The organism is Bacillus sp. FSL R7-0672, assembly GCF_038601465.1.
Taxonomy (GTDB): Bacteria; Bacillota; Bacilli; order Bacillales; family Bacillaceae; genus Bacillus; species Bacillus pumilus.
On the sequence record NZ_CP152010.1, the window covers coordinates 2,663,274 to 2,684,102 of the forward strand.

Here is a 20,829-nt window from a genome sequence, read left to right on the forward strand (position 1 = left end):
CTCTTGAAAGAGGCAGCCTTTTGATTACATTTACACCTGTTGATATATAGAATCCACTGTACTTTGATCACAGTTTTTCACAAGACGGACGATTAATTCTTTTGCCGCTGCATAGTCATCCACATGCAATACTGAATGACTTGTGTGAATGTAGCGAGCACACACTCCAATGACAGCAGAAGGCACACCTTGGTTTGAAATATGCACACGTCCAGCGTCCGTACCACCTGGTGATACGAAGTATTGGTATGGAATATTGTTTGACTCAGCCGTATCAAGTACAAAGTCTTTCATCCCGCGGTGCGTAATCATGGTTCGATCAAAAATACGCAAAAGTGCACCTTTACCAAGCTGGCCGAATTGGGTTTTGTCACCTGTCACATCGTTTGCAGGGCTTGCATCTAAAGCAAAAAACAGATCCGGCTGAATCATATTCGCAGCTACTTCTGCCCCTCTAAGCCCTACTTCTTCCTGAACCGTTGCACCTGAATACAGATGACATGAAAGTGGTTCGTCTTTTATTTCTTTTAATAATTCAATCGCAAGTCCGCAGCCATAGCGGTTATCCCAAGCCTTCGCTAAAATCTTTTTAGGATTCGCCATAGGGGTAAAGACTGTTGCAGGCACGATTTGCTGTCCTGGGCGAACGCCAAGTTCTTTTGCCTCTTCTTCACTGTCTGCACCAATATCAATGAGCATGTCTGATGGTTTCACAGGTTTGCTTTTTTGTTCTGGTGTTAGAAGATGAGGCGGTGTACTAGAGACGACACCAGGAATTGGCCCGTGATCGGTATGAACGTCGACACGCTGCGCCAGCATGACTTGACTCCACCAGCCGCCGAGTGTTTGGAAGCGTATCATCCCGTTTTTTGTAATGGATGAAACCATGAATCCCACTTCATCCATATGACCAGCCACCATGATTTTAGGTGCGTTCTCTGGTCCCTTGCGAACCCCAAACACACCGCCAAGACGATCCTGAATGAGTTCGTCAGAATATTTTTCAAGTTCCTTTTTCATAAAAGCACGCACATGGTGCTCATTACCTGGAGTACCTTGTAATTCTGTTAAATTTCGGAAAAGCGACAATGTTTCTTCATTCATTCTACGATTTACCTCGTTTCTATGTAATGACCATATATATTCCTATAAAAATAACACTCACTTTATACTATAAGAATTCTTTCGGTTTTCCAAGTATCTCTCCAGAAATTTTGAATATGCTTTCAACTATTCGGATTCCTTAACATCAATGGACAAGTTTTGTATAATGGAAAAAACAGCAATACGGAGGTGCAGCACGTTGAAGTTAAAACATGTTCTGATTGGTGCGAGTATTGGCGTAGCCGCTGCAATTGTTGCAAAGAAAGTATTTTTCCCTACGTATATCTCGTCTGAAAAAGCATTAAAAATTGTGAAATCCGCTTTTAAACAGCGCGGCCCGATTGATGGCTCTTGGATTTATACTGTACCAGAACCGTATAACGTAAATGGTGAAACGATTGATGTGTACAAATCTGGCATTACTCGCTCAGCCTTTGGCGAGCTTGAACAGTACGAGGTCATGATTGATGCCAAAACAGGCATGATTGTGGATGTCATTGATTCTGTGGCTTGATAAAGAAAGCTTCGCAAAGGGTGTCCTTGCGAAGCTTCTTTTTTATATGGCTTTGATTTTTTTGTACACAGGATGCCACATAGCGTCCTGTACTGCCTGAATAAGGTCCTCAGGCGTTTCCTCTGCAATTCCTTCATCGATCGCTGCTTGCGCCACACGAACAGCTACTGTCGCTGAAACGGTTCGAAGCTGATCAACACTTGGCAGCATCGCTGCACCCGGCTTTCCGACATTGACCATGCTGGCAATCGCTTCAGCACTCGCAACAAACATGCTATCTGTCATGAGGCGTGCTTTAGACACAATCGTTCCAAGACCAAGCCCTGGGAACACAAGAGCATTATTCGCTTGCCCAATTTCATATGTCACGCCACCATATTCGACAGGGTCAAATGGGCTTCCCGTTGTCACAAGGGCGCGACCTTCTGTCCACTCAATGAGATCTGCAGGCTTTGCTTCTGAAAGAGGTGTCGGGTTCGACATCGGTAAAATGGCTGGGCGCTCTACGTGTGACGCCATTTCTTTCACAATTTCCTCTGTAAATGCTCCTCCTACTGTCGAGGTGCCAATTAAGATGGTTGGTTTAGCCTGTTTGACGACCTCTAATAAATCAATGGAATGCTTAGGACCATTACGGGCATAATCCTTTACTTCGTCAGAACGTCTTGCATATGGCTTTTGAAATGGCTGAATGTCAGGCGAATCATCTGTAAGTAAACCTGTTTTATCAATACACCAGAAATGATCATATGATTCCTCTTCTTTGACTCCGTCTCTGACAATCGCATCACGGATCTGCTCCGCTATGCCAATCCCTGCCGTACCCGCTCCGAAAATGACGATTCGGTGATTTTTCAGCGGAACCTTCGAAGCTTTTGCACATGCCAGAACCGCAGCAAGTGAAACAGCTCCAGTTCCTTGAATGTCATCATTAAATGTACAGATCCGTTCCTTATATTTTTCCAATATGGCTCGTGCATTTTTTGTCCCAAAGTCTTCCCAGTGAAGGAGTGCATTTGGAAAGGTTGCGCGGGCAAGCTCTACATATTGATCGATAAACTGATCATAACGCTCGCCTCGAACGCGAGAATGCTGATTTCCAACATAAAGCGGATCATTCAAGAGACTTTCTTGGTTCGTCCCGGCATCAAGTACTACGGCCAGCACGCGGCTAGGATCAATGCCTGCTGCAGCTGTATAAACAGCAAGTTTCCCGACTGAAATGGCAATACCGCCAACACCCCAGTCTCCAATACCTAAAATACCTTCTGCATCTGTCGCAACGATTAAGTCAATGGATTCATCCACACCGTAAGAGGCAAATATCTCTTCCATGCCTTCCAAGTCATCAATTGATAAATAAAGCCCTCTTGGCTTTCGATACTCGTGGCTATAACGCTGAATGGCTGTTCCAACCGTCGGTGTATAGACAATCGGCAGCATCTCTGCCAAGTGCTCATTTAATAATTTGTAAAAAAGCACTTCGTTTCTGTCATGAAGTGATGTTAAATACACATTTTTCCCAAGTTCATCCGGCTGTGCCTTGAACTGCTCATATGCACGCTTTGCCTGATCCTCTAATGTTAAAACTTTAGGCGGTAGAAATCCCTTTAAACCAAGCTCTTCCCGCTCTTCCTTCGTAAATGCAACCCCTTTGTTTAAATAAGGGACGGACATGACTTCCATCCCTCTTAATGGTGTTTCAATGACATCACCATGTACACGATAAAATTGGTTCACCTGCACTCTTCCTTTCACAAGTTCATTTTGTCGTTATTTTGTGTGAAAGGCGAAAAAACATGCAGATGATCTTTTATCTCCCTGTTTCTCTTTTGACTTCATGTGTGATTTGCCCATCTTCATCCCACTTAACAGCGCGGTAAATCGCATCATGATAAAACAAGTACCACGCATTTTTTTCTTCTGCATATGCCTGCCATTTTTGCTTAGCTGGAATTGAAGTCATTGGGTAATCATCATATGCCAAGACCCATAATGGATTTTTATGAGCGTGCGTTGGCATAATGTCAGCTAAATGAATCGCTGTTTCGCCCTGACTTGTGAGCGTTAAGATGCTATGGCCATTGCTATGACCGCCTGTATGATGCAGCTCAATGCCTTCTATTACTTCGATGCTTTCTTCAAATGGCACTACTTGATCTGCTATTGGCTCCCAGTTTTCTTTCCAATATGTATTTCTTGAGCGGATGTTAGGCGCCCTCATTTCATCCCATTCGATTTTGGATGTGATGATTTTTGCTTGCGGAAAAACAGACACGAGCTTTTCTCCTTCACGTTTTGTTAATCCGCTTGCATGATCGAAGTGAAGATGCGTCATTAAAACGTAATCAATATCTGCTGTTTGCAGGCCGAGTGCCGCGAGTGACTCTTCCAATTTCGTCTCTTCTGTTACGCCGTAATTGCGTTTTTGTTTATCCGTCAGCTTACCTGATCCGATGCCGGAGTCCACTAAAAAATGGAGACCATTCCACCGTATAAGGATTGGGTCACACCGCAGTTCAATTTGATTGCGATCGTTCACCGGGTATTTTTTTGACCATAACGGCTTTGGCACCACACCAAACATCGCACCGCCGTCCATGTGTGTATCTCCCCCGTTTAACCAGAACAGTTCCATGTCACCTATGTTCATTGTCTCCATTGCTGTCATCCCTCCTTTTTCTATCGTAGCAAATACAGCCAAAAATCGCATGCATCAATCTTTTCATGAAAAAAACTGACTGCAATTTTTTTTGCAGCCAGCTTGATGTCACTTGTTATTCTGGAAATTTCACTTCTGATCGATAGATAGGTTGTCCCATAGACGAGAATTTCTCTTCGTATTCCGTCATCACATTTCCTTCTAGTCCGTCCTTATGTAAATCTAAGCTTACATACGTTAAAAGAAGGCCATATGCAGAAAAGCTCTTTAAAGAATATTCAAATAACCCGCGGTTATCTGTTTTGAAATGCAATTCACCGCCTGGACGAAGAATATGTTCATATCGCTCTAAAAAGGCCTTAAACGTCAATCTGCGCTTTTCATGTCTTGCTTTTGGCCACGGATCAGAGAAATTCAAATACACTCGGTCAATCTCATTTGCCGCAAACACATCTGTCAGCGTTTCCGCATTAATGTTCAAGAGCTTTACATTTTCAACATCTGTCTCTTTGATTTTATCTACTGCTGTCACAATGACACTTTTAAATAATTCAATGCCAATATAGTTGATATCAGGATGAAGCTTGCCCATTCCAGCGATAAAGCTCCCTTTTCCTGTGCCAACTTCGATATGGATTGGATGATCATTTCCAAATAGCTCATGCCATTTCCCTTTATATTGCTCGGGGCTTGCTAAGGCAATATGAGCATTTTCAGCTAAGTAATCATCAGCCCATGGTTTATGTCGCATTCTCAATTTGATACACCTCTATTTTCTTTACATTTTATCAAGATACCATGAAACATAAAGACCCGCAAGACAGCATCTTTATGCGCATATGAAAAAGACCAGCCCTTCGCTTGAGCTGGTCTGCCGCATGTATAAATTGGGCGCTGAATGCACAGTTTAACCACATAAATGACACGCAGAAAAGGAGCATACGTATGGGATTAAACCGTCAACATCAGCTTCAATTAATCAAAGATATTTTAACCGATCACCAGTTGGATTGCTGCGGGACTGTTGCAGAATATGAACAGGTGGGACGCGTGATTCAATTCATGCTGGCAAAAGAAGACCTTGATGCCGACATTCGTCAATTATTAACAGATATTTATGATTACAGCCAAAAGGGCACTTCTGTCAGTTCTATTGATGCACATATTGAGGCGCATCAATCGCATTTGTCAGAGTGGGTCGAGAATATTCCTCTGTCTTAATGAATGTTTAACCGCTGTAAGAGTGCGCTCAGCTCCGCTTGCACTTCTTGCTGCGCTTTTTCATTTCCTTTTCTTTTATGCCACACGACAAACGATACGGTTTCAGCGAGGACGTACCAAGCCATGCGTTTTCGCAAATTGTCCGTCAGCGGGGCACCGTACATTGAGAGCCAGCTTTCCCAGTTCTTTTCTTCAACATAATGGTATAAAAGTGGTCCAAGATCAATGGCTGGGTCAGCAATCATCGCCCCATCCCAATCGATCAAGTAAAGCTGGTTTTCATCTGTCAGCAGCCAATTATTATGATTGAGGTCACAATGACACACGACCTTGTCTTCAAATTGAACTGCCTCCACATGCTTCTCTAAGTACTGGATGGCACGTGTGACATCGCGCGAATCAATTTGCTCTTTAAATATGGACTGTTTTAAATGCTTCAGAATGGATGCTGGGTCTAGAGAGTGCTTCTCTAATCGTTTCAGCATATCAAGCAATTCTTTCGATGTATGAATTTTTCTTAGCTGCTCTGCGACAGGACGGTCATTCATGTCCTTTGGCTTCAGCTCTCTGCCGCTCAGCCAGTGCTGCGCAGTGATGACATCCCCATTTTCCATCCGTTTTGTCCAGACAAGCTTCGGCACAATGCCTTCAGCTGACAAAACCGCAAGAAACGGTGACGTATTGCGTTTTAAAAATAGCTTTTGGTCATTGTGTGTTGCGAAGTACGCATCTCCCGTAGCGCCTCCAGCAGGAGAGATGTGCCATTCGCTACCTAATATTTGTCCCAACCAGTTCATATCAATTTTCAACCCATCATTTCTTAAAATATTTTAAATCGTGCTTTTTTAGTCGACAAAATTCAGCCGATTGAAGGTCAATAGGCTGTTTTTTTATTTATATGATCATAAAAACAAAAAGGACAGCTATTGAGAATGAGATGCTAAACAATAGCCGTCCTATAGATTTTATCGTTACCTTCTTATACTCGTCAAGCAAAACTAGAAAATCAGGACAAGAACCTTATGAAAAGAAAGGCTTTTTTCATGGTTCTTTGACTAGGACATTCATGAGACATGATTTAAGCACGTAATTTTAAGGAGCGATCACTCGTCTTCACAAAAACAGGCGTTGCACCAATCACTTCTCCATCTGCATGAAATAAGATTTTTCCATCTGCCTCCAAGTACGCTTCTTCGTGCTGAAACAGGGTAACGCCCTTCATTCCAAGGTGCTTGCGAAACACCATCGCACTTAGAAACAATAGCACTTTAAATGGATTCAAATCTGTGACAACGAGTGTTTGAAAGCCTGGCTGCCTCGCGCTCACTTCTGGTGCTGCTTCCAGCCCGCCTCCGTAATAGGGGTGATTACAAACAATCACAAACCACACTTGGCGAAAGACCTTCTTCTCGTTTTCAATAAACAGCGCAAGGTCGAACGGCTTAAAGGACCATAAAGAATGGAGAAATGACAGCGGGTAGATGATAAACCCAAGCCCCAGTCGTTTCAACCACTTTTTTCCTCTGAAATACACTGTTTTCCTTAGCACATGCGCATCAAACCCCGCACCGATATGATTGAGAAAGAGAACGGATTGCGCGCTTTCTGCGTGATCTTGAAAGGAGCCGAGTGAAAATGTTTTGGTGAGCATTCTCTTTTGCTTTCTCACTTCTTTTAGGACATCTTGACGATGGATGCCAAGGCCCTTCGCCGCATCATTCCAATGACCGGCGGGGACAAAGCTTAGCTGCACATGATCCATTTCCTTTAAGCCATTTAGGACTTCATGAATGGTTCCGTCACCGCCAATGACAATCAGGCGCTTCAGCCTGTCATCTTGCATGGCGCTAATTTGTCTTGCCAATACTTCTGCATGACCTTCATGCTGGGTGAGAAACGATCGATATGAGATCTCCACCTTTTGTAGTTCTTTCTCTATGCTCCTCCATGTACGAAGTCCTTTTCCATGTCCTGCTGCTGGATTAACGATAAAGTACCATTCATTCATATATTAGCTCCACTCAGGTCTCATTTTTCGTGACCTTCCATTATGCCTTTAATCGAGCCATTCCTGCCTTCTTTTGCTGTCTGATTCACCATAAGCAAGTAATGCTTTTGTCGCCTTAAATTGCTGATGCTTTGTCGGCGCAGTATTTTTCCGCTGCTTTTCAAACCAATCTTCCGCCTTCTTCTTATCGACAACCTCCATCCCGTATGGAACTTCCGGTAAGTCAATATAAGAGGTACGGCTGATCAAGATTTTTTTCACAGGAAGATGGGCACCGCTTTGCTGTAAGATCTTTGACACGACGGTGCCAGAGCGTAGAAGGCTTGCGCAAGGATTCAAAACGGACTGAACCGCTTTCCCATTCGCCCGCTTTTCCCAAAAACGTTCCTTCGTTCCGATATATACGCTGTCAGGCTCTGCCTCTAAGAAGGATAAACAAATCACTTCCAGCGGCGTAATGAGGACTGGACATAATTCCATCTCTGCTTTTTGAATGAGCAGCACCGGTTTGTACATCACAAAATATGAATCCGGAAGCTGCCTAGCAAGCATGCGCAGCTTTTCGTCAAATCGAATGTGATGGGAAACGGTCGAAATGTTGGAAATCGTCGAGCTCGCCCATTTTAATTGAACATCGAATAGATGATCCTTAAAAAAATGAATGAGCTTCGTTTCATCTGTAGGAACGTTTGTAAAGACACCTTGCTCTATATCTGTCGGCTCGTTAAAAAGACTCAGGTCCCGTTCCTTCTTCATATCGGCTTCTTTTTGCTTTCTCTTTAAGGAGAATTTCTTTCTCTTTTCCTCCTCTTGTTTAGGCACTTGTTCAGAGATTTGGTCAAATGAATGCTGCGTCTTCTCTTTTGAAGCTTTTTTTAACTCGTCCCACCTTTGCTTTTTCAATCGAATGAATTGATTGATGTAGTGATGCGGGTCTTGTTCATATCGTGATATATAATCTTGAATTTTGATAATTTGCGCCATCTGCTGCTCACTCCAACTTTTAGAATCATTTATGTAGTGCAAATTGTTTGATTGCGTGATAACGCGGGGTTTCTCTCGGACGTATTTCATATAGAGTCATACAAGAAACCTCTATCACGTATGGCTCTTTGCGTAAAGGCGCTTGTTCTGCAAAAGAGTGATCCGCGTTCCATTTGCGTGCAATCGTCATATGCGGATGAAACGGTCTCTTTTCAACAGGATGTCCTGCTGACAATACGGCTTCTTTCACCTTTTCTCTTAATTGCATGAGTGGTTCACTTTCATCAGGTTTTGCAAAAAAGACTCTTGGGCGCTCCTTCGTGCCAAACTGTCCGACCTCATTCAGCTCAAGTGAAAATGCAGCGGCTTCCTTTGAGAGGATCTCAAGCAGCTCGATGATCTTCTTTAAGCGCTCATCTGGAATGGCACCTAAAAAGATCAAGGTCACATGATAATCATGTGGTGCTGTCCATTTTTGAAAAGACAGTCCGCTTCTTTGATCAATGTCTTTTTTGATTTGATGCGCAAGTTGTTCAGGGATGTGAACCCCAATAAAATAATGACGGTTTTCTGACACAATATCACCTGTCCTTTTATAACAAACTTTACGAATCCCCATTGATGATAGTATAACTAAAGAAATGCGGAATGAGAAGAAAGGGTGTCACATGATGAAGGTTGCACAAAATATAGCTGAGCTGATTGGCGATACACCACTTGTTCAATTACAGCGGCTTCAGCCAGACAATGCGGCAGCTGTTTATTTAAAGCTGGAATCGTTTAATCCTAGCGGCAGTGTGAAGGACCGCGCTGCTTACAATATGATCGTTGAGGCTGAAAAACAAGGGAAGCTTACAAAAGGAGCGACCATTATTGAACCGACGAGTGGGAATACAGGGATTGGTTTAGCTATGAACGCAGCAGCTAGAGGGTATCAAGCCATCCTTGTGATGCCTGATACGATGACAAAGGAACGAATCAATATTTTGAAGGCTTACGGGGCGCAGGTCATTTTAACCCCAGGAGAAGAAAAAATGCCAGGCTGTATTCGCAAAGCAGAGGAGCTGGCAGCTCAAATTCCCCATAGCTTTATCCCGATGCAATTTGATAATAGAGCGAATCCAGATGCTCATAGAGGCACAACGGCTGTTGAAATCATGGAAGCTGTCAAACAACTTGGCAAGCCCCTTGGAGCCTTTGTCGCAACAGCAGGAACTGGCGGAACCATTACAGGCACTGGTGAGGAATTAAAGAAAGCATTCCCTCATTTAACCATACGTGTGGCAGAGCCGAAGGGATCTCCAGTCTTATCTGGCGGGAAACCTGGCAAACATAAACTTGTTGGCACAAGTCCAGGATTTATTCCTCATATTTTAAATGAGCATGTCTATGATGAGATCGTGCAAGTAAGCGATGAAGATGCGTACACTATCACACGTCAGCTTGCCCGTCTTGAAGGAATTTTAGTTGGTCCATCATCTGGTGCAGCCTGCTATGCTGCGATTGAAACAGCCAAGCAATTACCGGCAGATCAAATTGTGATCTGTATGACAGCAGATACAGGCGAACGATACTTATCAAGTGATGTTTTTCAAGATTAAAAAAGGAACAGGGCAATGAATCCCTGTTCCTTTTTCTTCTTTTCTCGGTTAGGACGATTTGACAGCCTTCACCTCAGCCTGCTCCCCTGTGATGAGTAAAGCCTGCTCATCAGTAAGCGGGCATAAATCGAGCGTCTGCTCATACTGCTCCATGATTTGCTGCGCAGCCTCGCCTAAATAGGTATTGTACATATGCGGTACCGGACAGTAGCTTATCTCATTGAATCCTTGATAAGATGAAAGCTCTGGTGCCTTCTGCCGATCATCCATCACGGAAATATATTCAATGCTTGGCGCCATGATGATACTCCCTGCGGATTCACCAATGTACAGCTTGCCTTTATTGATTTCTTCTTTTAGCACGTCATCGAGACCGTGCTTTCTCAATTCCTGCAGCAAATAGAAGGTGTTGCCTCCTGATACGTACACCACATCATTTTGTTTTATCATCTTTATGATTTCTTCGGTAGACTGCTCAGCTATTTGAACGATTTCTAGCTGCATACCGAGTTGATGAAAGGCTTCTTTCGCTGCCTCCACATAGTGCGTGACTTCTTCCACAGCACTTGCTGTTGGAAAAAATGTCACGCGTTTTCCTTTTAATGATTCACCCGCAAAGTCAGACAAGAGAGAATAGCTGTCTTTGAATGAAGAACATAAGAACATTTTTTTCACTGTGAATCCCTCTTCTCTTTTTCTATTTTGCCAATTCATACATGGCTTGAGCATATAGAGCGGTTGCTCTTAGTAAGTCGTCGATTTCGATATATTCATCCTTCTGATGTGCGCAATCTGGTCTGCCAGGGAAGAGAGGACCAAAGGCAACGCCCGCTTCTAAAGATCTCGCATACGTTCCTCCACCAATGGCAATCAGATGAGCTGGATCTCCCGTTTGTTCCTCATATACCCGCTGCAATGTTTTCACAAGCGGATGATCTTTTGAGACGTGATGCGGAGGGCTGTCGTCAAATTTCAGAAGGGTAGCCCCTTTGATGCCTTCGATTCCTTTTTTAACGTCCTTGCCGTCTGCTGTCACTGGATAGCGGACATTTAATCCTAGCTTCGCTTCCTCGCTTTGTGTATAGCGGATCGTGCCAACATTTAAAGTCAAATCTCCGCTAATGTCATCTTTGCAAGCAATCCCCAGCTTTTTCCCTCTTGTATCCTGATCAAATAAAGCATTGATTTGAGAGGTAAACGCAAGCCCGTCTTCATCTAATTCTTGTCCACATAGGAAATTGGCCATATGAATGCCCGCATTGATGCCATGCGCCGGCTCCATGGCATGAACTGATTCACCTTTTAATGTGAAATGCAGTCCATCCGCTACATTCTTTACCTCACCTGATAATTGATTGTCAGCAAGATAAGCTTCAAAAGCTGTTTTTAATGATTCAGCATCGTGTTCTTGTGCCGCTGTCACAGTGGCAGTTGAATCATCCGGCACCATATTCAGCCGCATACCCGATGTGAATTGCTTGAGCGTATAGCGCTGATGTTGTTCTGTACATTGATATGTAAATGACACAATGGCATCAACGATCCCTTTTTCAGCATGAATAATCGGAAAATCAGCATCTGGCGCGAATCCAATTTGTGGCATCTCCTCATGCTTGAAATAATGGTCCACACAGCGCCAATCACTTTCTTCATCTGTTCCAATGATCATTCGAATCTTTTTTGACAACTTCATCCCAGTATCTTTTAACATCTTCAGTGCGTAGAAAGCCGCCATGGTTGGCCCTTTATCATCAATGGCGCCTCGTGCAAATATTTTATTTTCTCTTATGTCTGCTAAAAATGGCGGGGTTGTCCAGCCGTCACCAGCAGGCACAACGTCCACATGGCATAGCACACCTACAATGTCTTCGCCTTCTCCATATTCAATATGACCTGCATAGCCATTCACATTCTTGACTGTGAAGCCTTCGTCTTCCCCTTTCTTCAGCATATACTGAAGGGCCTGATCGACTTTTTCACCAAATGGCTGTCCTTCTTTTCCACCTTCTTCATCAAGGACACTTTCAATTTGCAAAAAAGATTGTGTGTCCTTTATTAAGTCGTCTTTTTTTCGTATGACTTCAGCTTCCCAATTCATTTTTCCATTCCTCCTTGAAAAAAGGTTGCAATCCACCCTTAAAACGAATATTATATTAATTGTTTTGTAATAATGTTCGTAAATGGAGGATTTTATGTTTCAGTTAAAAGAAAACCAAACCAACATAAAGAGAGAATTAATCGCTGGTATGACGACATTCTTTACCATGGTATATATTGTTGCCGTTAATCCAGGAATTCTTTCAAAAGCAGGCATTCCTTTTGACCAAGTCTTTACTGCAACAATTATCGCTGCTGTCGTCGGTACGCTCTGGATGGCACTTTTTGCAAACTATCCGATTGCGATTGCACCAGGTATGGGGCTGAATGTCTATTTCACCTTTACAGTTGTCGGTGGTGGCGGCATCAGCTATCAAACAGCGTTCAGTGCGGTATTTGTTGCTGGTATACTCTTTATTATTTTATCGTTAACATCCCTTAGAAAACAACTGATTCAAGCCATTCCAGATAATTTAAAATACGGCATTACAGCCGGAATCGGGCTTTTTATTGCATTTATCGGCCTCCGTCAGTCTGGGATTATCACAGCTGACCCGGAAAATCTAGTGAAGCTTGGCAACTTAAGCTCGCCTGTTGTCATTTTAACGCTTGTCGGCTTAATGATCTCTGTTATTTTAATGGTACTTCAAGTAAATGGCGCTCTGTTTATCGGCATGTTAGCAACGACACTGATTGCCCTTGTAACAGGACAGCTTCATTTCCCTAAGATGCTGATGGACATCCCGGCACTGCCAGAAGGTATGCTGATTACAAATCCATTCACTGCCTTTGGTGATGTATTCTCTCATCATTTATATGCGGTCGTCTTCTCCTTCTTACTAGTGACGATTTTTGATACAACGGGCACAATGATCGGAGTGGCTGAACAAGCCGGACTCATGAAAAAAGGCCAGCTGCCAAAAGTACGCAGAGCCCTGCTCGCTGATTCTGCTGCAACGACGATCGGTTCTATGTTTGGGACAAGCCCAACAACAGCTTATATTGAATCATCCTCTGGGGTTGCTGCTGGCGGAAGAACCGGGCTAACGTCTTTAACAGTCGCTGCACTGTTTATTGTGGCATTGTTTTTCGGTCCGCTCGTTCAAGCCATTTCTTCTTTACCATCCATCACATCACCTGTTCTCATCATTGTCGGGTGCTTGATGATGAACTCCGTGTCACGCATTCGCTGGAACGAGCTAGACGAAGCATTCCCTGCTTTTCTTGTGATTCTTTCCATGCCGCTGACATCTAGTATTTCAACCGGAATTTCACTTGGATTTATTTCATATCCACTTGTGAAACTGGCAAAAGGGAAATGGAGAGAAGTACATGTTCTTGTCCTTATCTTTGCCATTTTATTTTTCATTCAGCTCTTTTTCTTAGAAGGATAACAGAAACAAAAAAGGCACATTCTAACAAGGGATGTGTCTTTTTAAGATGAGTGAATTTTTTATTTTGTAAATTTTCTGTGTTTCATTTTTGGGCGTTTGAATGTGACAGTATTCTCCATACGCCTTACCCCCATTGGGTTGTAACCGAATTCAAAACATGGTATATACCATGTTTCGATTCATGAAGACAAGTTAAATAACATGTAAAGTTGACTTTTTGGTGGAACTAGATGCATAATAACGTGTATAATAGAATAAAACATTAAGAAACACGAACATTTACCATTGTTGCATGTCCTTATTTCGCAGTTTTAGTGTAGTAAGTTGTGGTTAGTCAAGTCCATCCGATCTTATTGATAGGGAGTGGTTTTTTGAAACCTTCAACAAACCGTATGATGACTCGAATAAAATCAGTCTATATGTTCATTCAAGAGAAAGGTCTTGTGACGACACAAGAGCTGGTTGATGAATTCGGGATCACACCTAGAACCATTCAAAGAGACTTAAACGTGCTTGCCTATAACGATCTTGTTCATAGTCCAAGCAGAGGCAAATGGGAAACAACGAGAAAAAAAGTAAAAATATCATCTTAAGCGTATAATGAACTGTCCATATAACAAAAAGAACCGGCGACATGCCGGTTCTTTTCTTTTGTCTTTTGTTCTATATTTATGGTCGATTGATTAAGCTGTCTAATTCTTCATCCGTTAATTCACGGTACTCTCCAGGCGCTAGGTCTTCATCTAAAGAGACAGCCCCCATCGAGAGCCTTTTTAAAAAGATGACTTCATTTCCCACTGCTTGCGCCATCAGCTTCACTTGATGGTACTTTCCTTCAGTAATCGTTAAACGGATGCGTGTATCTTCACTTTCATTCGCATCTACTTCAACCTTTGCCGGCTTCGTACGGTAATCATCTAAAATAATAACACCCTCTTCAAGGCGCTTGATGTCTTGATCTCCTAATGGATATTTCAAATGAACTTCGTACGTTTTTGGCACATGCTTTTTTGGAGAAAGTAATTGATGTGCAAGCTGTCCATCATTTGTGAGGAGGAGAAGACCGACTGTATCCTTGTCCAGTCTCCCGACAGGAAATGGCTCTCTTGCGATATCCTCCGGCTCAAGTAAATCGACAACCGTTTCATCCCGCAAATCTTCAGTTGCTGAGATGACCCCATCTGGTTTGTTCATCATTAAGTAAATGAATTCTTTATAGTCTACACGCTCTCCGTGTACGAGCACTTCATCATTCGATGGATCAACATGATCTTTCACCTGCTTCGCCAGTTCTCCATTCACGGTGACTGCCCGTGCCTTGACCAGCTTCTTTACATCTTTTCTTGAACCAAAGCCGCTGCTAGCAAGCAATTTATCAAGCCTCATGAAACTCCACCTCTTCTTAGCTCTTTTTTCTTAAAAATGTCGGCATACGGCTGCCGAGTACACGCTCAAGTAATCCTACCTTATAAGACAAGAACAGATACACACCGCTACCAGTGATCATTGAAATCAGAATGACAATACCCGCATTAACAATTCCACCTTCATACGAAATCACTTGGCTCACAAGCTGACATGTCACATACGCCACTACAGCCATAATCGCAGTCAAAATACCAATGAGAATAAATCGTTTGAAAATCCTGCGGAACGAATAGCCGGCATGGCGCTTAATCATGATAAACATATACAAGATGGACGCGCTATAGCCTAACGCAGTCGCAAGCACAGAACCATTTCCTTGCAGCCAACTGATTAACGGAATGTTCAGAACCGTTTTAATGATGATCCCTAACAACAGACTGACGATGGCAAATTTTTGTTTGTTAATTCCCTGCAAAATCGCTGCATTAATGGTGAATAAAGAAAACAATAACGCAACAGGTGCATACCAGAATAAAATTGACATCCCAATCTCAGGATGAACAGACGGATAGAAAAACCAATAAACCGGTCCAGCCAATGCCGAGATACCAAATGAAGCAGGCAGCACGAAAAATAATATGACCTGCATTGTCTGATCAATTTGTCTATTGAGCAGCTTGTAGTTACGAGCTGTAAATGATTCTGTAATCGTTGGTATCAAGGTTAAGCCAAACGCTGTTGCAAGCGACACAGGAATCATCACGAGCTTCGGTAAATATAACGTCACAATAGACAATACCGCTGTACTAATATCCTGATGTCCTGATGCAATCATGGCTCTGTTAATAGTGTTTGTATCTATATAAGAATAAATTGGAATCGCCAGTCCAACAAACACATACGGTGCCGCATAGCTAAATAGCTCTGTAAACATTTGCTTATAAGATAAGTCAGAGGAAGCACCTGTATTCGGCTGCATGGATAAGAGCCGATCCTTGCGCTTCAGCCAATATAAATAAAGCGTGAATAAGCCGCCAAATGCGCCGATAAGTGCTGCAAATGTAGCATATCCGACAGCGATGACAAGACCACCGTCAAGCACTTTTAAAATAATAAACGTTGCTGTTAATAGGAAAATGATTCTGACAAGCTGCTCAATGACTTGGGAAACAGCTGTCGGTCCCATCATAGAGTGTCCTTGGAAGAACCCCCGCACAAGACTCATAATAGGTACAACCAAAAGACCTAAACTGACCATCCGAATCACATATACCACTTGATCGACAGTCAAACCGCCTATTTCATTTGATCCGCCAAGCTGAATCTTGGCAAAAATCGGTGCGGTCAAATATAAAATAGAAAAGGCGATAATCCCGGTGACAAGCATGACCGACATACCCGCCCTGAACATTTTTCTCGTTGTCTCATAATCGCCAATTGCATTATATTTAGAAACAAATTTTGATACCGCTGTTGGAAAACCAAGCGTAGCAATACTTAAAAAGATCGTATACTGATTGTATCCATATTGGAATAGCGCTCCACCAGTAGCTCCAACCATTGCGCTAAATGGAATTAAATAAATCATACCAAGAATACGAGAGAGATAAGTCCCTATCGTTAAAACCAACGTACCACGAAGCAGTTTATTAGACATGCGCTTAACCACCATTTTTCTAATGAATATTCAACTCAACTATTTTACCACATCATTTCGACGCACAGGTAACAAATCCAATACAGAAGGTACAAAACCAATCAATTCATATTTCAGCCTTCCCCAATTTTCGTTATAATAGATGAATGACTGAAAGTAGAAAGAGGAATGTAACATGAAACATTATGATGTCATTGTCATTGGCGGTGGACCTTCTGGACTGATGGCCGCGATTGCATCAGCAGAGCATGGTGCAACTGTTCTGTTAATTGACAAAGGAACCAAGCTTGGTAGAAAGCTCGCCATTTCTGGCGGTGGACGCTGTAACGTCACCAATCGCCTTCCAGTAGAAGAAATCATCAAGCATATTCCCGGAAACGGCCGTTTTTTATATAGTGCATTTTCTGAGTTCAATAACGAAGATATTATTTCATTTTTTGAAAACCTCGGCATTGAACTTAAAGAAGAAGACCATGGACGTATGTTCCCTGTCTCAAACAAAGCACAATCTGTTGTGGATGCCCTTTTAGACAGGCTCCGCAACCTCAATGTTACCATTCGAACGAATGAGAAGATTAAAACAGTTCTGTATCAAGACGGACAAGCAGCCGGAATTGTTACAAATAATGATGAAAAAATTTCAAGTAATTCCGTTGTGATTGCTGTTGGCGGAAAAAGTGTGCCGCATACTGGTTCTACTGGTGACGGCTACGCATGGGCAGAAGCCGCTGGTCATACAATTACAGAGCTCTTCCCAACAGAAGTACCGGTCACATCAGATGAACGTTTTATAAAAGAAAAAGTGCTCCAAGGGCTTTCTTTAAGAAGTGTGGCTGTCAGTGTTTTAAATAAAAAAGGAAAACCCGTCGTCACACATGTCATGGATATGATCTTTACACACTTTGGCTTATCCGGCCCAGCTGTTCTTAGATGCAGCGGATTTGTGGTGAAAGAATTGAAAAAGCAGCAGGTCGTCCGTCTGCAAATAGACTTATATCCGAAGCTTAATGACGAAGATCTGTTCCAAAAGCTTCATCGAGACCTAAAAGATGAACCAAAAAAAGCCATTAAAAATGTCCTGAAGTCTTGGATGCAAGAACGCTATTTATTGTTTCTGTTAGAGAGGAACGGTATAGATCCGCAAGACACTTTTTCTGGTCTTGCTAAGGACAAACTGCGCGCATTCGCCCATGATTGCAAACATTTTATCGTTCATGCGAACGGTACACTCTCTTTGGACAAAGCGTTTGTCACAGGAGGCGGCGTTTCTGTGAAAGAAATTGAACCGAAAAAAATGGCGTCTAAAAAAATGCCCGGTCTTTATTTCTGCGGAGAAATTCTAGACATCCATGGTTATACAGGCGGATACAATATCACGTCAGCACTTGTAACAGGCAGACTTGCTGGTATGAATGCTGCACTAGAAGCAAAGGAGAGAGATCAATGATCAGACGTGCATTTCCAATTGTATTTGCAGTCGTTATTAGCTTGACAGCCGCTTTTTTCTTGAAGCTGTCCATTAACCCGTTAAAAGTAGCCATTGTTTTGGCGTTTACCATCTTCGCTGTTTGTTTAAAAGAATACGTTTATCGTCTTCGTAAACGAATCGAAGAAAAATCATCTTCACATATCGATAGTTGATTAATGGAAGCAAAACATGTTACGGTAAAGTAGAGGTCGAGTGAGAAGCTCGCCTCTTTTTGTTTGAAATTAGTTGAGTTAGGGGATATTAAGTAAATCCTCTGCTTAAACGTGTAGAACAACAGGAGAGTGAGATGGTGTGAAAAACGTATCAAGTGTATTTTGGATTGTGATTGCGATCACATTTGTTACCGTCATATGGGGAGCTTTTTCTCCAGAAACACTGCAAAATGTCACAGATCAAATCCAAACATACATTACAAATGACTTTGGCTGGTATTACTTGTTAGTGGTGTCACTACTCGTCGGCTTTTGTCTATTCTTTATCTTTAGCCCAATCGGTAAGATTACGCTAGGAAAACCTGGGGAAGAGCCTGAATTCGGCTTATTTTCTTGGTTTGCGATGCTATTTAGTGCCGGTATGGGAATTGGTCTTGTTTTTTACGGAGCAGCTGAACCAATCAGCCACTATGCTATCCAGTCACCAACAGGTGATACTGAAACGGCGCAGGCATTCCGAGATTCACTTCGATATACTTTTTTCCATTGGGGGCTTCATGCATGGGCTATTTATGCCATTGTTGCACTTTGTATTGCTTACTTTAAATTCAGAAAAGATGCACCTGGCTTAATCAGTGCAACGTTGCAGCCAGTATTAGGAAATAAAACGAATGGATGGATCGGAAAAACCATCGATTGTATTGCGGTATTTGCAACTGTAGTTGGTGTTGCGACAAGCCTAGGATTAGGCGCGGCACAAATAAACGGTGGATTGAATTACCTGTTTCAAATTCCGAATGCTTTTAGCACACAATTGATCATTATCATGATTGTGACAGTGCTGTTCCTAGCATCTGCTCTAAGCGGGATTGGAAAAGGCATTAAATACTTAAGTAATATCAACATGGTATTAGCAGCTGTTCTGATGTTTTTCTTACTTTTGGTAGGTCCAACTGTTTTTATCTTAAATTCATTTACTGACTCAATTGGGCAATACTTATCCAACATCGTTCAAATGAGCTTCCGTCTATCTCCAAATGATCCTGAGAAGAGAGAATGGATTAATGGATGGACAATCTTTTATTGGGCATGGTGGATTTCTTGGGCACCATTTGTCGGTATCTTTATCGCAAGGGTGTCACGCGGACGAACGATTCGAGAATTTTTATTAGGTGTCTTAGTGGCTCCTTCTATCCTAGTATTCCTATGGTTCTCGATTTTCGGTGTATCTGCGATGGATTTACAGCAAAAGAATATTGTCGATGTTGCGGGTCTATCAACAGAAACAATGCTCTTCGGTGTACTAAATGAATATCCGCTGGCGATGATCACATCGATTCTAGCACTTATTTTAATCGCTATATTCTTTATTACATCGGCTGATTCAGCTACATTTGTGCTTGGAATGCAGACAACCTATGGATCATTGAACCCTTCTGGCAGTGTCAAAGTTAGCTGGGGTATCATCCAATCTTCTGTTGCTGCCGTGCTTTTATTTTCAGGGGGACTTGAAGCCTTGCAAAATACAGCCAAGCTCGCAGCCTTGCCGTTCTCCGTTGTCATTATTTTGATGATTATCTCACTGTACAAGTCACTGAATGATGAACGAAGAGCCATCAAGCAAGCCAATAAAGTCAGTAAACCACGAAGTCCAAGAGTAAAAAAAGCATAATCTCAAGCGAAAAAAGCCGTTCCTCATAAGAACGGCTTTTCAGATTGTTGACAAATGGCTAAAATGATCTTTATTTTAGCCATTTGTCTTCTTTTCAGCTCAGCGTGATAGAAAACCTTTGAAGTCTAGGAAGGACGAGTACTGAAGCGGAGCGAATTTGACATTCGTGAGCACCAGCACGCAGGACTGACACCGAATGCGAGGGTTTGTCTACACGCTGAAAAGCCGTTCCTCATAAGAACGGCTTTTTTCTATCTATATATACAATTTAAGATTGTTGCAAGCAGGAGGACTCCTGTAAAATAATGATGAAATCATTTCTACATAATGGAGGTTTATATGACGCTGCCTACATTCAAGTACAACCCAGATCCAGTTTCGTTAAACGTGATCAAAAAAGAGCCTACGACATGTCCTGTTTGTGAAAAAGAAAGAGAATATGTGTATCATGGTCCATTTTATTCTGTTGAAGATGTGAAGGGAATTTGCCCTTGGTGCATTAAAGATGGTTCAGCCGCTAAAAAATACGATGGCATCTTTCAAGACGATGCAAGCTGTGACGACGTTGAGCAAGAGGAATATATAGATGAACTGATCTTTAGAACGCCAGGTTATCGCGGCTGGCAGCAGGAATATTGGTTAAGCCATTGCGGAGATTTTTGTGCGATCGTCCAGTATGTCGGATGGAAAGAGATAGAACATTTAGAGGAAGAGCTCACAGAAGATATCGAAGACATTTGCAGCGGCGGAGGATTAACGAAAGAGAACCTAAAGCAATGGCTTGTCAACTTCGGTGATCTGCAAGGCTATCTCTTTCAATGTGTTCACTGCAACAAGCATCGTTTATATATTGACGCCAGTTAAACAAAGTAAAAGGACCCTTCAAACAGGTCCTTTTTTTGATAC

The 20,829-nt window shown here is 42.4% G+C and carries 21 protein-coding genes; 9 read left to right on the plus strand and 12 right to left on the minus strand.

The genetic code is table 11. The annotated features are described in order from the left end of the window. Window positions 1-30 precede the first annotated feature (30 nt). The gene (locus MKY18_RS13445; RefSeq protein WP_106066874.1) at window positions 31-1,104 is read right to left on the minus strand and encodes a M42 family metallopeptidase; all 1,074 of its coding nucleotides are present in this window, start codon (window positions 1,102-1,104) and stop codon (window positions 31-33) included. Between the two features lie 199 nt (window positions 1,105-1,303). Between MKY18_RS13445 and MKY18_RS13450 the strand changes: the two genes are divergently transcribed. Further along, window positions 1,304-1,618 carry a PepSY domain-containing protein gene (locus tag MKY18_RS13450; RefSeq protein ID WP_065098623.1) on the plus strand — a complete coding sequence of 105 codons (315 nt, stop codon included), beginning with the start codon at window positions 1,304-1,306 and terminating at the stop codon, window positions 1,616-1,618. A gap of 42 nt (window positions 1,619-1,660) precedes the next feature. Here the strand turns inward: MKY18_RS13450 and MKY18_RS13455 are convergent, their stop codons facing one another. From MKY18_RS13455 to trmB, 3 genes are all read right to left on the minus strand, one after another. After that, window positions 1,661-3,358, minus strand: coding sequence for an NAD-dependent malic enzyme (locus tag MKY18_RS13455; protein ID WP_185107153.1), 1,698 nt, complete (start codon window positions 3,356-3,358; stop codon window positions 1,661-1,663). A gap of 73 nt (window positions 3,359-3,431) precedes the next feature. Further along, on the minus strand, window positions 3,432-4,280 hold the full coding sequence (locus MKY18_RS13460) for an MBL fold metallo-hydrolase (RefSeq protein ID WP_185107155.1): 849 nt from the start codon (window positions 4,278-4,280) through the stop codon (window positions 3,432-3,434). Window positions 4,281-4,395: 115 nt separating this feature from the next. Further along, window positions 4,396-5,037, minus strand: a complete 642-nt coding sequence (gene trmB / locus MKY18_RS13465; RefSeq protein WP_044142198.1) for a tRNA (guanosine(46)-N7)-methyltransferase TrmB — start codon at window positions 5,035-5,037, stop codon at window positions 4,396-4,398. Between the two features lie 188 nt (window positions 5,038-5,225). On the opposite strand from trmB, the gene MKY18_RS13470 reads away from it, so the two are divergent. Then, a complete protein-coding gene (locus MKY18_RS13470; protein WP_126740821.1) occupies window positions 5,226-5,501 on the plus strand; it encodes a YtzH-like family protein in 276 nt (91 codons plus the stop codon). On the opposite strand, the gene MKY18_RS13475 is transcribed toward MKY18_RS13470, so the two are convergent. From MKY18_RS13475 to thpR, 4 genes are all read right to left on the minus strand, one after another. Further along, complete coding sequence (locus tag MKY18_RS13475; RefSeq protein WP_185107156.1) at window positions 5,498-6,298, minus strand: phosphotransferase family protein; 801 nt, start codon at window positions 6,296-6,298, stop codon at window positions 5,498-5,500. The genes MKY18_RS13470 and MKY18_RS13475 overlap by 4 nt on opposite strands. A gap of 281 nt (window positions 6,299-6,579) precedes the next feature. Further along, window positions 6,580-7,509 (minus strand): YegS/Rv2252/BmrU family lipid kinase, encoded by a 930-nt coding sequence (locus tag MKY18_RS13480; RefSeq protein ID WP_044142195.1) that lies wholly within the window; start codon window positions 7,507-7,509, stop codon window positions 6,580-6,582. Window positions 7,510-7,557: 48 nt separating this feature from the next. Continuing rightward, window positions 7,558-8,493 (minus strand): hypothetical protein, encoded by a 936-nt coding sequence (locus tag MKY18_RS13485; RefSeq protein WP_342497539.1) that lies wholly within the window; start codon window positions 8,491-8,493, stop codon window positions 7,558-7,560. A gap of 25 nt (window positions 8,494-8,518) precedes the next feature. Further along, a complete protein-coding gene (thpR, locus tag MKY18_RS13490; RefSeq protein ID WP_052465550.1) occupies window positions 8,519-9,070 on the minus strand; it encodes an RNA 2',3'-cyclic phosphodiesterase in 552 nt (183 codons plus the stop codon). A gap of 91 nt (window positions 9,071-9,161) precedes the next feature. On the opposite strand from thpR, the gene cysK reads away from it, so the two are divergent. Continuing rightward, the gene (gene cysK / locus MKY18_RS13495) at window positions 9,162-10,094 is read left to right on the plus strand and encodes a cysteine synthase A (protein ID WP_111911330.1); all 933 of its coding nucleotides are present in this window, start codon (window positions 9,162-9,164) and stop codon (window positions 10,092-10,094) included. A gap of 48 nt (window positions 10,095-10,142) precedes the next feature. On the opposite strand, the gene MKY18_RS13500 is transcribed toward cysK, so the two are convergent. Together MKY18_RS13500 and pepV are read right to left on the minus strand one after the other, a co-directional pair. Further along, window positions 10,143-10,769 (minus strand): Type 1 glutamine amidotransferase-like domain-containing protein, encoded by a 627-nt coding sequence (locus MKY18_RS13500; RefSeq protein WP_065098627.1) that lies wholly within the window; start codon window positions 10,767-10,769, stop codon window positions 10,143-10,145. A 22-nt stretch (window positions 10,770-10,791) separates the two neighbouring features. After that, entirely contained in the window at window positions 10,792-12,192 is a 1,401-nt protein-coding gene (gene pepV / locus MKY18_RS13505; RefSeq protein WP_268453157.1) for a dipeptidase PepV, read from the minus strand. A gap of 94 nt (window positions 12,193-12,286) precedes the next feature. Here pepV and MKY18_RS13510 point away from each other — a divergent pair, with 94 nt between their 5' ends. Both MKY18_RS13510 and MKY18_RS13515 read left to right on the plus strand, forming a co-directional pair. Next, a complete protein-coding gene (locus MKY18_RS13510) occupies window positions 12,287-13,585 on the plus strand; it encodes an NCS2 family permease (RefSeq protein ID WP_126740824.1) in 1,299 nt (432 codons plus the stop codon). A gap of 371 nt (window positions 13,586-13,956) precedes the next feature. Then, the gene (locus MKY18_RS13515; protein WP_008356419.1) at window positions 13,957-14,178 is read left to right on the plus strand and encodes a DeoR family transcriptional regulator; all 222 of its coding nucleotides are present in this window, start codon (window positions 13,957-13,959) and stop codon (window positions 14,176-14,178) included. A gap of 76 nt (window positions 14,179-14,254) precedes the next feature. Here MKY18_RS13515 and MKY18_RS13520 read toward each other — a convergent pair whose 3' ends face one another. After that, window positions 14,255-14,971 (minus strand): pseudouridine synthase, encoded by a 717-nt coding sequence (locus MKY18_RS13520; protein ID WP_268453153.1) that lies wholly within the window; start codon window positions 14,969-14,971, stop codon window positions 14,255-14,257. A gap of 16 nt (window positions 14,972-14,987) precedes the next feature. Then, window positions 14,988-16,610: a polysaccharide biosynthesis protein gene (locus tag MKY18_RS13525; protein ID WP_065098631.1), complete on the minus strand. Its 1,623-nt coding sequence runs from the start codon at window positions 16,608-16,610 to the stop codon at window positions 14,988-14,990. Between the two features lie 175 nt (window positions 16,611-16,785). Here MKY18_RS13525 and MKY18_RS13530 point away from each other — a divergent pair, with 175 nt between their 5' ends. The 4 genes from MKY18_RS13530 (at window position 16,786) to MKY18_RS13545 (ending at window position 20,787) form a co-directional block, all read left to right on the plus strand. Next, window positions 16,786-18,057 (plus strand): NAD(P)/FAD-dependent oxidoreductase, encoded by a 1,272-nt coding sequence (locus MKY18_RS13530; protein ID WP_185107162.1) that lies wholly within the window; start codon window positions 16,786-16,788, stop codon window positions 18,055-18,057. Next, window positions 18,054-18,251 (plus strand): hypothetical protein, encoded by a 198-nt coding sequence (locus tag MKY18_RS13535; RefSeq protein ID WP_003217594.1) that lies wholly within the window; start codon window positions 18,054-18,056, stop codon window positions 18,249-18,251. The genes MKY18_RS13530 and MKY18_RS13535 overlap by 4 nt, the downstream gene beginning before the upstream one ends. Window positions 18,252-18,390: 139 nt before the next feature. Beyond that, the gene (locus tag MKY18_RS13540; protein WP_185107164.1) at window positions 18,391-19,923 is read left to right on the plus strand and encodes a BCCT family transporter; all 1,533 of its coding nucleotides are present in this window, start codon (window positions 18,391-18,393) and stop codon (window positions 19,921-19,923) included. Between the two features lie 339 nt (window positions 19,924-20,262). Then, window positions 20,263-20,787 (plus strand): CbrC family protein, encoded by a 525-nt coding sequence (locus tag MKY18_RS13545; protein WP_185107166.1) that lies wholly within the window; start codon window positions 20,263-20,265, stop codon window positions 20,785-20,787. Window positions 20,788-20,829: the final 42 nt, after the last annotated feature.

Excerpts from the sequence above, each read along its gene's own strand:
- MKY18_RS13460 (WP_185107155.1), bottom strand. The coding sequence starts at position 4,280 with ATGGAGACAATGAACATAGGTGACATGGAACTGTTCTGGTTAAACGGG.
- MKY18_RS13520 (WP_268453153.1), bottom strand. The coding sequence starts at position 14,971 with ATGAGGCTTGATAAATTGCTTGCTAGCAGCGGCTTTGGTTCAAGAAAA.
- MKY18_RS13525 (WP_065098631.1), bottom strand. The coding sequence starts at position 16,610 with ATGTCTAATAAACTGCTTCGTGGTACGTTGGTTTTAACGATAGGGACT.
- MKY18_RS13480 (WP_044142195.1), bottom strand. The coding sequence starts at position 7,509 with ATGAATGAATGGTACTTTATCGTTAATCCAGCAGCAGGACATGGAAAA.
- MKY18_RS13445 (WP_106066874.1), bottom strand. The coding sequence starts at position 1,104 with ATGAATGAAGAAACATTGTCGCTTTTCCGAAATTTAACAGAATTACAA.
- MKY18_RS13510 (WP_126740824.1), top strand. The coding sequence starts at position 12,287 with ATGTTTCAGTTAAAAGAAAACCAAACCAACATAAAGAGAGAATTAATC.
- MKY18_RS13485 (WP_342497539.1), bottom strand. The coding sequence starts at position 8,493 with ATGGCGCAAATTATCAAAATTCAAGATTATATATCACGATATGAACAA.
- MKY18_RS13545 (WP_185107166.1), top strand. The coding sequence starts at position 20,263 with ATGACGCTGCCTACATTCAAGTACAACCCAGATCCAGTTTCGTTAAAC.
- cysK (WP_111911330.1), top strand. The coding sequence starts at position 9,162 with ATGATGAAGGTTGCACAAAATATAGCTGAGCTGATTGGCGATACACCA.
- MKY18_RS13475 (WP_185107156.1), bottom strand. The coding sequence starts at position 6,298 with ATGAACTGGTTGGGACAAATATTAGGTAGCGAATGGCACATCTCTCCT.
- MKY18_RS13535 (WP_003217594.1), top strand. The coding sequence starts at position 18,054 with ATGATCAGACGTGCATTTCCAATTGTATTTGCAGTCGTTATTAGCTTG.
- pepV (WP_268453157.1), bottom strand. The coding sequence starts at position 12,192 with ATGAATTGGGAAGCTGAAGTCATACGAAAAAAAGACGACTTAATAAAG.
- MKY18_RS13470 (WP_126740821.1), top strand. The coding sequence starts at position 5,226 with ATGGGATTAAACCGTCAACATCAGCTTCAATTAATCAAAGATATTTTA.
- MKY18_RS13530 (WP_185107162.1), top strand. The coding sequence starts at position 16,786 with ATGAAACATTATGATGTCATTGTCATTGGCGGTGGACCTTCTGGACTG.